Source organism: Nostoc sp. FACHB-152, from assembly GCF_014697475.1.
In the GTDB taxonomy this organism is placed as follows: Bacteria; Cyanobacteriota; Cyanobacteriia; order Cyanobacteriales; family Nostocaceae; genus Nostoc_B.
In genome coordinates this window covers 19,736-32,415 of the sequence record NZ_JACJRV010000012.1, presented here as the reverse complement: position 1 = coordinate 32,415, position 12,680 = coordinate 19,736, and the positions used below count along the sequence as shown (strand labels likewise).

General features: G+C 39.9%; 11 protein-coding genes. 6 read left to right on the top strand and 5 right to left on the bottom strand.

From position 1 onward, the window contains the following. Positions 1–111 precede the first annotated feature (111 nt). The 3 genes from glgB to H6G76_RS12505 form a co-directional block, all read right to left on the bottom strand. A complete protein-coding gene (gene glgB, locus H6G76_RS12515) occupies positions 112–2,406 on the bottom strand; it encodes a 1,4-alpha-glucan branching enzyme (protein ID WP_190700533.1) in 2,295 nt (764 codons plus the stop codon). 170 nt (positions 2,407–2,576) lie between these two features. Next, entirely contained in the window at positions 2,577–2,879 is a 303-nt protein-coding gene (locus H6G76_RS12510; protein ID WP_397333605.1) for a hypothetical protein, read from the bottom strand. Between the two features lie 478 nt (positions 2,880–3,357). Beyond that, positions 3,358–3,567: a hypothetical protein gene (locus H6G76_RS12505; RefSeq protein WP_190700527.1), complete on the bottom strand. Its 210-nt coding sequence runs from the start codon at positions 3,565–3,567 to the stop codon at positions 3,358–3,360. Between the two features lie 605 nt (positions 3,568–4,172). Between H6G76_RS12505 and H6G76_RS12500 the strand changes: the two genes are divergently transcribed. The 3 genes from H6G76_RS12500 to H6G76_RS12490 all read left to right on the top strand — a co-directional run bounded on the left by H6G76_RS12500 (position 4,173) and on the right by H6G76_RS12490 (position 8,196). After that, on the top strand, positions 4,173–4,847 hold the full coding sequence (locus H6G76_RS12500; protein ID WP_190700525.1) for a hypothetical protein: 675 nt from the start codon (positions 4,173–4,175) through the stop codon (positions 4,845–4,847). A gap of 141 nt (positions 4,848–4,988) precedes the next feature. Beyond that, positions 4,989–6,827, top strand: a complete 1,839-nt coding sequence (locus tag H6G76_RS12495; RefSeq protein WP_190700522.1) for a penicillin-binding protein 2 — start codon at positions 4,989–4,991, stop codon at positions 6,825–6,827. Between the two features lie 253 nt (positions 6,828–7,080). Further along, a complete protein-coding gene (locus tag H6G76_RS12490; RefSeq protein WP_190700519.1) occupies positions 7,081–8,196 on the top strand; it encodes an iron-containing redox enzyme family protein in 1,116 nt (371 codons plus the stop codon). Here H6G76_RS12490 and H6G76_RS12485 read toward each other — a convergent pair. Continuing rightward, positions 8,186–8,335, bottom strand: coding sequence for a hypothetical protein (locus H6G76_RS12485; RefSeq protein ID WP_190700516.1), 150 nt, complete (start codon positions 8,333–8,335; stop codon positions 8,186–8,188). The two genes, H6G76_RS12490 and H6G76_RS12485, sit on opposite strands and share 11 nt — an antisense overlap. A gap of 31 nt (positions 8,336–8,366) precedes the next feature. Here H6G76_RS12485 and H6G76_RS12480 point away from each other — a divergent pair, with 31 nt between their 5' ends. Beyond that, the gene (locus tag H6G76_RS12480) at positions 8,367–9,062 is read left to right on the top strand and encodes an SAM-dependent methyltransferase (RefSeq protein ID WP_190700513.1); all 696 of its coding nucleotides are present in this window, start codon (positions 8,367–8,369) and stop codon (positions 9,060–9,062) included. 117 nt (positions 9,063–9,179) lie between these two features. On the opposite strand, the gene H6G76_RS12475 is transcribed toward H6G76_RS12480, so the two are convergent. Continuing rightward, positions 9,180–10,274, bottom strand: a complete 1,095-nt coding sequence (locus H6G76_RS12475) for a glutamate--cysteine ligase (RefSeq protein ID WP_190700510.1) — start codon at positions 10,272–10,274, stop codon at positions 9,180–9,182. Positions 10,275–10,719: 445 nt separating this feature from the next. Between H6G76_RS12475 and H6G76_RS12470 the strand changes: the two genes are divergently transcribed. Then, positions 10,720–11,391 carry a Mo-dependent nitrogenase C-terminal domain-containing protein gene (locus H6G76_RS12470; RefSeq protein WP_190700507.1) on the top strand — a complete coding sequence of 224 codons (672 nt, stop codon included), beginning with the start codon at positions 10,720–10,722 and terminating at the stop codon, positions 11,389–11,391. 138 nt (positions 11,392–11,529) lie between these two features. Next, positions 11,530–12,558 carry a GTPase ObgE gene (obgE, locus tag H6G76_RS12465; RefSeq protein ID WP_190700504.1) on the top strand — a complete coding sequence of 343 codons (1,029 nt, stop codon included), beginning with the start codon at positions 11,530–11,532 and terminating at the stop codon, positions 12,556–12,558. Positions 12,559–12,680 lie beyond the last annotated feature (122 nt).

The following is a 12,680-nucleotide window of genomic DNA, read 5'->3' as shown; positions in this document are numbered from 1 at the left end:
GTGGGATAAGCGATCGCTGAGAGCTAAAATACTGGTGCGATCGTTGTCTAAAAATTTTACTTTTCAATCACGGCAAATAAAAAAAGGGTGGGACTATACCCACCCTTTCTATTAAGAGTTTAATGCTGCTGCTGTTTTCTCTTTATCCAATTTAAACATCAACACACCTAAAGGTGGCAAACATAAATCCAACGAATAAGAACGATTGTGCATTGACCAATCATCTGTCCATTTACCGCCTAAATTGCCCATGTTACTGCCGCCATACTGACGGGCATCACTATTAAATATCTCGGTGTAAAATCCTTTTTCTGGAACACCGATGCGGTAGTGAGAATGAGGTTGGGGTGTAAAGTTGCAAATCACTACCATAAAATCATCAGAATCCTTGTCACGGCGGATGAAGGAAACAACACTATGGCGGTTGTCGCTACAATCAATCCAGTCAAATCCTTCCCGTGCAAAATCTTGGGTGTATAAAGATGGTTCAGAACGGTAAATGTGGTTGAGTTCCTTAAAGAATTGTTTTAATTGTTGATGTGGCTCAAACTGTAGCAATTGCCAATCTAAATCACCCCAAACATTCCACTCACTCCATTGGCCAATTTCCATGCTCATAAACATGGTTTTTTTGCCTGGGTGAGCAAACATATAAGTAAACAAACAACGCACATTGGCCATCTTCTGCCATGTATCACCGGGCATTTTACCGATGATGTTGCTCTTACCATGTACAACTTCATCGTGGGACAACGCCAGCATGAAGTTCTCGCTGTGGTTATACCACATACTAAAGGTAATGTTATTTTGATGGAATTGGCGGAACCAAGGATCCATGCTGAAGTAATCCAGCATATCGTGCATCCAGCCCATATTCCATTTCAAGTTAAAGCCTAAACCGCCTGTATAGGTTGGCCAAGAAACCATCGGCCAAGATGTCGATTCTTCTGCAATGGAAAGAGTACCTGGAAAATAACTAAAAATTAGATAATTTACCTGACGTAAGAAATCCGCAGCTTCTAAGTTTTCTCTACCACCGTACTGGTTAGTTACCCATTCACCTTCTTTACGGCAATAGTCGAGATACAGCATAGAAGCCACAGCATCTACACGAATGCCATCTATGTGATATTTATCAAACCAGAACAGGGCATTGGCGGCTAAGAAATTCCTCACTTCGTTGCGGTTGTAGTTGAAAACCAGAGTCCCCCACTCTTTATGTTCACCTTTGCGGGGGTCTGCGTGTTCGTACAAGTGAGTGCCGTCAAAGAACGCTAAACCATGCCCATCTTTGGGGAAGTGACCAGGAACCCAATCGACAATTACCCCAATGCCGTTTTGATGACATTGGTCAACAAAATACATGAAATCTTCTGTACTACCAAAACGTGAAGTAGGTGCATAGTAGCCAGTGACTTGATAACCCCAAGACCCATCAAAAGGATGTTCGGCAATGGGTAATAGTTCTACATGGGTGTAACCTAAGTCTTTAACATAGGGAATTAGTCTGTCTGCCAATTCCCGATAAGTTAAAAACCGCGCACCTGGTTTAAGTTCAGAAACAACAACTACAGGCTCTGTTTCACCATTTGGTAATTTGGGCGGTTCAGCACTAGAAGCGTGTAACCAAGAACCTACGTGTACTTCGTAAACAGAGACAGGTTGAGTTAGTGGGTCGGTATGACGACGCTTTGCCATCCAGTCTTCGTCATGCCACTCATAGGAATCTAAATTAGTAACGATAGATGCTGTTTTTGGACGCGGTTCTTGTTGAAAACCGAAAGGATCAGATTTTTCGTAAATGTGTCCTTCAAAATTTTTGATTTCGTATTTGTAATGTTCGCCTACCCCTATTTCGGGAATGAATAATTCCCAAACGCCTGTGGGGCCTTTACGCATTTGATGTTTGCGTCCGTCCCAAAGGTTGAAATCTCCTAGTAGGGAAACGTTACGTGCGTTGGGCGCCCAAACAGCAAAATAAACACCTTTGACACCGTTGATTTCTGTAGGGTGCGCTCCTAACTTTTCGTAAATTCTATGATGATTGCCTTCGGCAAACAAATGCAAGTCAAACTCCGTCAGGCGAGGAGAACGGAAAGCATAAGGGTCATAGGTGACTCGCTCATGGTCTCCTTCTTTGATTCGTAACTGGTAGTTTGCCAGTTCTGGGGTTTCAATCGTACATTCAAAAAAGTGCGGATGATGTACGGCTTGCATTGGGTATTCTTTGCGTTCTTGGGGAACGATTACCGATGCTTGGGTGGCATTTGGTAAGTAGGCGCGCACAGCCCAAATATTTTTACCATTTTGTTCTATGAGATGCGAACCAAGTATTTCAAACGGATCTTGATGTTGATTCCAAACGATGCGGTCAACCTGTTCCTGAGCAATAGTGGCTATGGACATGAAGCTACCTACGTTGAATAAAGTGAATAAGTAAACAGAGTTTTTTTATATCTATATATATTCTTTACATTTATTTGCATTTTGTCGCCACCGTTATAGTACATCAGATAGGTATGGGCAGGGTAAGGATAAAAGGCAGTAACACGCTACCAATGACAGATGACAAATAACTAAAAATCTAAAAATGGGAAGAATTGAAGCAGGGCTTTACGGATACGCAGTAGAAAGAACTGTTCCCGTATTCTAGGATCTAATTTCGGTGGAGGGACTTTTTGTAGCTGGGCTTGTATTTCTATGTACTCGGCAGCACTTACAGGTTTGCCATCAATGGGCGATCGCGCATCTATAATTATTTCGGTGCGTAATATTTCTTCTGGAGTATCTTCTGGTGGTGGTAATGCGATAACTGCTGCTCCCCAATGACTACTTAACCACACACCAAGACTTATACTAATACCTAAACCAGCAAACATTTTTCGCCTGGTAGCTTTTACTCTCCCCATTTCCCTATCTCACCTCAAAAGTCAGCACGCAAATAAAAGAAATTCTAATTAAATCTTGGCATTTAATTTTGATTTCTTCTCTTTTAATTTCGACTCATCAGTGACGAAGTAGGAGAGATAGGTTAGGCAAGAAAAATAATGAGTATGAAGTATTTCATGCAAGGGTAGAAACTGCTGGGCTAACAATAAGTGCAGAGATTAAGAGGCTGTCTGATTTTAAAGTAGCAACATCAGCTAAAAATTTAAATGGACACTGGGTTACGGTTTAAACCGCTATTACCAGTGTCCGAGCATGGTTGTTGAATTTGAACAGATATCTAAAGTTGTGCTTGAGTTTAGCATCTAATGTTTAGGAATACTAATACTTTCCTTAAGCATTGATTAACTCAAGCAATTGTAGCGATCGCACTACTGATTACCTGTATTAGTCTTGATCTCAGACTAAGAACTAGGGTGATGTAGTGGGTGTAGGTGTTGTTGTTGCAGGTTTTGTTGTAGTAGCGGCGGGTGCTGTTGTAGTAGGGGTAGCTCCAGTATCTGTTGGCTCTGCGGGTGTTGTTGTTGTTGTACCATTATTTGGGGTACTGCCACCGTCACAGGCTCCCAAAACTGCCGCCAAACTTAACATTAAAGCTAAACCGAAGATTTTTGTTTTCATAACTCCTCTTTCACCAATTGTGGCAATCAAAATTTTATGCCTCTTGAATACGATAACCTATTTGCTGCTAGTTTTTTAAACACCTAGCTATGACATATTTAAAAACAATACTTAAGAATGATTATGTGTGGGTTAATGATTGTGCTACAGAGCGATGAGTGAGGTTATTTAACTTTTCTTACCAAGCTATTATCTCAAATATTATCAGGCGATCGCACATGAGTGCTGGTTTTTACTGCGTATTGCCATACTGAGATGAAATACATAAAATGTCAATTTATTCAATAGCTAAAATCTGATTACGATTATTGCAATACCCAAGGCAATACGGTTTGGTTAAAGGGGTTTGGCGTTGGGGGAAAGGGGAAGAAAAAACCTTTAACCTTTACCCTTTAACCTTTTCCCCAAACCAATTCTAAGTTCAAAATGCTTATCCAACCGTATTGATATCCAAGGGATGTCAAAATTGGTCTAGCTACCGCAAACAACATCTCACATGGTATAAAGTGCAAACTATGCTCATGTGCTTGCGTAAAAAGCAATTTCCACCTGAGCAAAAATAAACAAACAGACTAAAATACAGTATTTCCTATTTAAGAAAATTTATGGCTGCCGTTCGTAAATCAGCTGTGTCTGCATCTGGCATTTGGTTCTGGCAAAATTCTCGCCCTACTGTAGAGAGGCGACGCTCTGCACGTCGAGGTTCAGCCCAGCACAACAAATCATCAGAGCTACATCCAGTCGTTTCGCCTCAACGCCAACGACGTTCTGCAAAAATTTCATCGGTTTCTGCCAACAATGGGTTACAAAAAGTAGGACAACCAAAAGTGTCCCCCAGCAAAAACCAACCAAAAACAGTGCAGCCAAATTCTCAGTCTGACTCTTTAAAATTACCTGTTGTGCCTACGGCTGAAGCTTTCCCCACTTGGTTGCTGCGCTTATACACTATTCATCGTTATTCCTCTATTGTGACGTTTTTGTTAGTTGCAATAGCTCTCGTAATTTATGGTTGGACAGTCTATTCTCAAGAAATGTGGAGTCAAGATTTCCGTCGTCTGCAAAACCTGCAACGCAATGAGCGACAATTAACAACAACCAACGCCATGCTGAAAAACAAAATGGCTGAGGAAGCAGAAAAGGCGACTACGGGATTGGTATCACCTACACCAGACCGGACAATTTTTTTACCTTCAGCATCTAATACTCCTAACCCGACACCGACTGAAACAAAACCAAAATCTCCAAAGCTACAGCCAACCTCCTTGCCATTAGGATATTAGAGACTTCGTGATGAATGCAGAGGAGCAGGGGGGCAGAGGGAGACAAGGGAGAATAACAAATGACCTTTGACCAATGACTATTGACTTTTGACTAATGACTATTGACTTTTGACTAATGACAAATAACAAAGGACTCAGCCGATGCAGAAGTCATCAAGTAGATTAAAATTCAAAAACTCCCGCCCAGCAGTGACAAAGCGGCAGAAAGTGTCCAAACAAGAATTGATGGGCAAGCTTAACCCTAATAAACAAGAACCCATAAAAAGCAGTAAAGTCAGACTGTTGATTGTATGGGGCATATTAATAGCATCTGGGTTAGGTCTAGCTGTGAATTTATATAATTTACAAATTCTTCAAGGAGAAAAATTAACCCAGAGGGCGCGTAATCAACAAATGGTGAGTTTGCGTCCTTTTGTGCCTCGTCGCTTAGTAATCGATCGCAATAACATTGTTTTGGCTGTTGACCGGCCTGTATATACTGTTTATGCCCATCCCAAGTTATTTGACAAGTCTAATGAAGAAATAGCCCAAAAGTTAGGGCCAGTTATAGATAAAGATGCAGCTGATTTAGTTAAGATATTTCAAAGCCGCAAAAGTGGAATTATCCTGGTTCCAAACCTGCCAGAAGAAATCGCTGATCGCGTGACTGCTTTGCGTTTAAACGGTTTAGAATTAACTCCTAAATACTCTCGCTTATACCCACAGGGAGATTTAACATCCGATCTTGTGGGTTACGTCGATTTAGACCGTCGTGGTCAGGCGGGAGTAGAATACAGCCAAGAAAAGTTGCTAGAACGTTCTGTACAGAAAGTACGGTTGATGCGTTCTGGTAACGGGACTTTCATGCCAGATACTGCCTCTGATGGTTTTCTGCATTCTGATGATTTGCAACTGCAACTAACTATTGATACTCGTCTGCAAAGGGCGGCGCGCACCGCTCTTAAAGAACAGATGCAGAAATTTCGCGCCAAACGTGGAGCGGTAATTGTCATGGATGCGTTAGATGGTTCTTTACTAACGCTTGTATCTCAGCCTACCTATGACCCTAATGAATACGGCAAAGCGAAAATTGACTTGTTCAAAAACTGGACAGTGGCAGATCTTTATGAACCAGGCTCAACTTTTAAGCCATTGAATGTGGCGATCGCATTAGAAAATAGTGTCATTAAACCAGATGATACATTTAATGACCCTGGTTATATTAAAGTCGCTGACCGTGTAATTAGAAATGCCCAACACAATGGTTACGGGCGGATTAATATTGCTCAAATTCTGCAAAATTCCAGCAACATCGGGATGGTACAAATCATCCAAAGAATGCGACCATCGATTTATTACACTTGGCTAGAACGTCTGGGTTTAGGGCAACCCCTAGAAACAGATTTGCCTTTCGGAGTCAGTGGTTCCCTTAAAGGTCAACAACAGTTTATTTCTTCGCCAATTGAACCCGCCACAGCATCTTTTGGCCAAGGTTTTTCGCTCACACCATTACAACTAGTACAACTGCACGGAGCTTTGGCTAATGGGGGAAAATTAGTTACACCTCATGTAGTTCAGGGGCTAGTTGATAGCCAAGGCAAAATCCATTATTCACCGACGCTCCCTGCGCCACGTCAGATTTTCTCCCCTAAAACCACCCAAGCAGTTGTGGAAATGATGGAAACTGTCGTTTCTGAAGGTACTGGTAAACCTTCAAAAATTAAAGGTTATCGCATTGGGGGTAAAACAGGCACAGCCCAAAAAGCTAGCCCCAATGGTGGTTATATCCCTGGTGCTAGAATTACAAGTTTCGTAGCAGTTTTACCAGTGGAAGCTCCGCGTTATGTCATTTTGGCGATAGTCGATGAGCCGAAAGGTGAAAACGCTTATGGTTCTACGGTTGCTGCACCAATTGTTAAATCGGTAATGGAAACATTAATTCCTTTAGAACAGATTCCGCCACATCAAGATATGAATTCTGTCGGAGAAACACCACAGTAGTAAGCTGTCAAAAACTTGATTTTTACATTGAGGTAATGTGAAAGAACAAAAGCTTTTTCTCTAAATTAAAGATTGAGAAATAGAAAAAGATAATGCAAGAAGTAGAAAAATTTTTAGACTGAATCAATTTCTGCGTCTCTAGAGTTAATATATCTTTATAACTCTAGAAAGAAGTAAAGAAAGCTTAAATATGGAAATTTAGATATTAGAGATGAAAATATTTTCACTCTTTGGCAAAGCTATCTAATATTCCATGCAAAGCAATATAGTTACATTACCTAACTTTGAGGCTGTGGTAGATATTCCACAAGCTAAGGAGAAAAATATTCAATACGACCGTGCTGAACAGCTATTTTTAGAACTACTGGCAATAAATGATTTAGATAATCAACTGAATCAGGAAGCAGCGAAAGCCAGAGAGGTTGAACAAGCAATCTCTACAGCTATTAAAGCTGCCTATGAAAATAGCAATGGTGACGATCGCGCTCACCTGTTTCTTCAGCGAATATTATATTGGATTAATCGGCTGAAGCTATTTTGGTACGATGATTTGCGTAATTATGATAATGAGCGATCGCTTTATTTAAGTTGCTGTCGTAATCAAATTGAAGCTGCTTGGCAAGCTTGGGAATTAGCTCAAATTGATGTCCCAGCACTACAAAAATTAAATGTTAAACAAGCACTAATTGAACGCGCCGCCGCCGATTTAGAACCGCCATTATCACCCGAAAGTCGCTACATTCGAGAGCAGATGAGTGAGGTAGGCTATCGTCATTTATTAGCTATTGGTTCATTTGATGGCTTAGTTGAAGGTAGTCGCCTGTCGCGGATTTTAGGCGGTGCGGCGAATGAAGTACAGTGTACTTTGGTGCGTGTACTATTAGAAGAATACGGCAATGGGCGGTTATCCCGGAAGCACTCAACATTCTTTGCCCAAATGTTAGCCGAGTTTGGTATGAACACCGAACCAGAAGGTTATTTTGATTTAGTACCTTGGGAAGTTTTAGCTTGCGCTAATCAGAACTTTTTAACAACGGAACGCAAACGTTATTTTCTGCGTTATAGCGGCGCATTAACTTATTTTGAAGTAGCAGGCCCAGCAGCATATAAAAATTATCTGGCAGCAGCGCAACGACTACAACTGTCAGATGCAGCGATGGGTTATTGGGAACTGCATATTAGAGAAGACGAACGTCACGGTCAATGGATGTTAGACAGTGTAGCTTTACCTCTAGCCCAACAGTATGCCGATGATGCGTGGGAATTATTACTAGGATATGACCAAGAGAAATTAATGAGCGATCGCGCGGCTCAAGCTGTTGTGCAATCAATAAAGACAACTGAACAAGCTACTCTATCTATTCCCTAAATCTAAAAATTAAAAATAGCAAATTCTTTTGTTGCATTTTTAATTGATTATTAGCTGCCAATTCTTCTTTAGTGACTAGTTGCTCACTAAAGCAAGTTTTGCTTGTTTTGATGTAGCTCAATACTAGTTTTTCTTTCATAAATTATACCTTAAGGATGAAGAACATTAACATGAAAGACGTATTTTTTTGCCCAGAAGAATCTAATTTCTATTCCAACTGTTTAGAGAATTTTGTCCTCAGAGATTGTCAAAATCCTGAATCTATTGTTGAATTTGGTTCTGGCGATGGTAGCCCGGTAATCAACTCATTGCTAAGAAATCAATTTGAAGGATTAATTCAAGGATATGAATTAAATACTTCTGCCTGGAAAGCTGCAAGTTTAACAATAGATGAGTATAATTTGACTGATAAATATATTATTCATAATTCCTGTTTATTTAACTCTGATAAACCTCAAGCTAATTATCTAGTAGCTAACCCGCCATATCTTCCTGCCCCAGATGATGATATTTATATGCCTTTATTATTTGGTGGCATAGATGGAGCATCAATTACCAACGAGCTTTTATCTTTAGATTACGAAAATGTGTTAGTTTTAGTTTCTAGCTATTCTAACCCAATTAGTACCATCAAAACAGCAGAAGACAACGGCTATAGCGTGAATAAATTTGTCGTTTTACCCTTGCAGTTTGGTTACTATAGCTCTGAACCAAAAGTTAAAAAGCACATAGAAGAATTAAAAAAACATAAAATGGCTTTTTACTCTGGAGAGTATTACTTTTTGGCTGGAGTTTTGTTTACAAAATCACAGATATCGGCAACTAATTTATCTAATGAATTAGCTCAAGTCATGACAAGTTTATAAAATCTAAGACTTGTATTTGATTAATGTGTTGACTCGTTTATTCACTATAAAGTTCTTTTGGTAGTCTTAGGGTGCGTTAGCCTGGGGCGTAACACACCCTACATTAATTTTGTCGAGTCAATAAGTTTGTCGTAACACCTCTTCTATAGAACCTACCCGTTGAAATATTTCTATTAATTCATGTGATTTGCTTCTGCGCTTCGTCAGCATTAATTTTAATGGTGTAAGCAAATTAACATCTGGGTCATTAGTAAGGGCTATTTCCGAAGCTTGTAAAACTTTATGGGCGTTAGCAAAAATATCTTTATGATCAAAACCTTCTTTGGCAGAAATCTGATGTAAACTTGCATCGGGTATAGTGGCTCTACCCTGTAAAGTTTTGTCTAATACCAAACCTTTTAATAATGCTAGTAACGCAGTATAAATATTAAAGTCATCGCAACTATCAAAAGCTTTAAACTCGATACGTCCAACTTCGGCTGGAATACGGGCAACTTTGGTTAATGATGGCACACTATGAATTAATTGTTCTTGCTTTTCAACAAAAACTAGTGTTGCTGAACGTTTTCCTGTTCTGATAAACGTTCTGACTGAAAGCCCTTCCCATAAACTTCCATTATAAAAAGGAGAACTAAAAGTAAAAGGCACAATATAAGGGCTGTAATAAGTTAACTTTTTGCCTATATCAATTAAATCTTCTGTCGCCATATCTGCCACAGAAATATTTAAATCTGGCCCGTAGCTAACCATATAAATATTAGCGGTTTGTTCGTCGGGATAAGCTTGTAGTTGTTTGATTTCAAACTCGTTTAGTGGAGGTTGAGGTTCAAAAACAGTTTTATAAGGGTTAAAACTAGCTAAAACTGCTGAGTAACCATAACTCGCTGCTACTTCCCGCAGTAAATTGAAACTTTCTGATAATTCATTCACTGCACCTTGAATACTAGAATGTATTGTGGTTCTAATTTCAATACCTTTAGCTAAACAATCAATTGGTTGATCAGAATCAGCAAATCTTTCAAAACCTTCGATATACCATCTCTTTTTTTTAATACCAGCATCACCTACACGCAGTTGAGGATAGTCGCTGGGGTAGGTAGGTAATTTTTCTACAATTTGATTGAAGTCTGCAAACTTGGTATGGTCAAAATCTGCAAACTTTCCTTCTTGGTTTAAGAACGCAACTTCATGCTCAATGCCAAAATAAAACATTGCTGATACCTTAATTGCTAATTTTCGATTTCTGCATCTGTTGAATTTCCAACTAACTATCAGTTTTGCAAAGATATCGATAAACAACCCTTGCTGATGGTGATAGAGGTTGGCTTAGGCTTACATATTGAGGATAGTTCTTGATAAATTTCAACTTATTTGAGATTAATTTGCAGTAGCCAATGTATCATATTCAATGGTTTGAGTGTGATATTGCAAAACTCAAAAGCCGTAAATTTGTAAATATCTCCATTACATAGGTTCATGCTATCGAGCCAAATTTAAGTAGAAATATTCTCAAGATTTTTAGGTGTGTAATCAGGAAGCTAACGCTTCAAGCCTGTAGTCAAAAAAATAGCAAATCTTAAAAGCCTGTTAGCTAACTGTGCAATTAGCTACCTTCACGGTAGCCTAGTATTGACCGAGAAAAGTTTGAGGCGTAAGTATGACAAGTGTTGCTACATCCCCATACAGTAGCGAACAAATTGCCGCTTGGTTACGTGGACTGCTAACAATTGCCTGGGCAGATGGTGACTTTGATGACCATGAACAGCAATTAATTGCCAGTCTCACTAAAGAAGAATTAGCACCTAGTCTAAAATGGCAGTCTTTAGAGGTAATTACACCAGAGGAATTAGCCGCAGCTTTGGGTAAAGGTACACCAGCAGCCGAGAATTTTTTACGTACTGCTGTAATGGTAGCGATCGCTGATGGTACATATTCTGCTAGTGAAGATGAACTGCTGCACAAATTTTGTGTAGTTTTAGAACAGCCAAAGGATATTATCGAAGCCCTGCGCCATACCCTAGAACACAAAGATTGGGCGGTAATACCCCCAGCCGTACCTGTAGGTATACCACACGATCCACTTCACCCCCTGCGCGACTGGTTAGATGGACTAGATATCCAAGACCCCAGAGTTGCTCGGTTCTTATGTAAAATGATTCCTTCTCAATGTCCCTTTGAACGTGATGTCACTTTATTTGGCCGCAAGATTGTCCATATACCACCTTTATGTAAGATTAATCCACTTTATGAGCAACTAGTCGGTTTACGTTTCCGCGCCCTCTCCTATTTGGCAGATGACTGCGGTGAGGATGTTACGCCATATATTTAAGTGCTGAGGAGCCACTGCGTTGCGGAGGTTCCCTCCGTTGAAGCAAGTGGCGTTGCTGAGTTAAAAAGTGAGAATAAAGATAAATCATTGATTAAAAAACTTATAATTTAAAACTCACAACTCAGCACTCTAAAAAATATGAAATTCATTGACCAAGTAGAAATTCAAGTTGAAGCAGGTAAAGGCGGCGATGGTATTGTCGCCTTCCGTAGAGAGAAATATGTACCTGCTGGCGGCCCCTCTGGTGGAAATGGCGGACGGGGTGGTTCTGTAATTTTTAAGGCTGTAGAAAATCTCCAAACCCTATTGGATTTTAAATATAACCATCTTTTTAAGGCAGAAAACGGTGGTCGAGGTGGCCCGAATAACTGTACTGGTGCATCTGGCAAAGATTTAATTATTGAAGTTCCCTGCGGTACAGCGATTTATGATGTGGAAACTGAGGAAATTATCGGTGATTTAATTGAACCCGAACAAACCCTAGTAATTGCTAAAGGTGGTAAAGGTGGATTAGGAAATCAATATTTTTTAAGCAACCGTAACCGCGCCCCAGAATACGCCCTCCCTGGTTTAGAAGGGGAAAGCAAAATGCTCCGTTTGGAGTTGAAGTTATTAGCAGAAGTTGGAATTATTGGGTTGCCAAATGCAGGTAAATCTACTTTGATTTCTTCTTTATCAGCAGCACGACCAAAAATTGCCGATTATCCTTTTACTACTCTTGTGCCAAATTTAGGTGTAGTGCGGAAACCTAGTGGTGATGGTACAGTTTTTGCTGACATTCCCGGATTAATTGAAGGTGCAGCTGAAGGTGCAGGGTTGGGACATGATTTCTTACGTCACATTGAACGCACAAGGGTATTGTTACATTTGATTGATGCCACTAGTGATGATGTCATCCGAGATTACAATACAATTCAACAAGAATTGGAAGCTTATGGACGAGGTTTAGCAGAGCGTCCGCAAATTTTAGCATTGAATAAAATTGACGCAGTTGATAGAGAAACGGTTGATTTAGATGCGTTGGCTACTCAATTGAATCATCTTTCTTATGCTCCTGTTTTTGTAATTTCTGCGGTGACTCGTACTGGATTAGAGCCAATGTTACAAGCACTTTGGGGCATTCTTGACCAAATGAATAATGTAGAAGCAGAGCAAGTGTTGATTTAATTTAACTTAAATCAAAACAACAGATATACTCAGATAAATTATCGCACGGCAGTTGCTATAAGTCGGCAAAGCCGCCCAACACACTGCCTCGTTTATCTGCGGTTAATTACTCATTATTTTGA

Coding starts and splice junctions, on each gene's coding strand:
- glgB (WP_190700533.1), bottom strand. CDS start 2,406: ATGTCCATAGCCACTATTGCTCAGGAACAGGTTGACCGCATCGTTTGG.
- H6G76_RS12510 (WP_397333605.1), bottom strand. CDS start 2,879: ATGTTTGCTGGTTTAGGTATTAGTATAAGTCTTGGTGTGTGGTTAAGT.
- H6G76_RS12505 (WP_190700527.1), bottom strand. CDS start 3,567: ATGAAAACAAAAATCTTCGGTTTAGCTTTAATGTTAAGTTTGGCGGCA.
- H6G76_RS12500 (WP_190700525.1), top strand. CDS start 4,173: ATGGCTGCCGTTCGTAAATCAGCTGTGTCTGCATCTGGCATTTGGTTC.
- H6G76_RS12495 (WP_190700522.1), top strand. CDS start 4,989: ATGCAGAAGTCATCAAGTAGATTAAAATTCAAAAACTCCCGCCCAGCA.
- H6G76_RS12490 (WP_190700519.1), top strand. CDS start 7,081: ATGCAAAGCAATATAGTTACATTACCTAACTTTGAGGCTGTGGTAGAT.
- H6G76_RS12485 (WP_190700516.1), bottom strand. CDS start 8,335: ATGAAAGAAAAACTAGTATTGAGCTACATCAAAACAAGCAAAACTTGC.
- H6G76_RS12480 (WP_190700513.1), top strand. CDS start 8,367: ATGAAAGACGTATTTTTTTGCCCAGAAGAATCTAATTTCTATTCCAAC.
- H6G76_RS12475 (WP_190700510.1), bottom strand. CDS start 10,274: ATGTTTTATTTTGGCATTGAGCATGAAGTTGCGTTCTTAAACCAAGAA.
- H6G76_RS12470 (WP_190700507.1), top strand. CDS start 10,720: ATGACAAGTGTTGCTACATCCCCATACAGTAGCGAACAAATTGCCGCT.
- obgE (WP_190700504.1), top strand. CDS start 11,530: ATGAAATTCATTGACCAAGTAGAAATTCAAGTTGAAGCAGGTAAAGGC.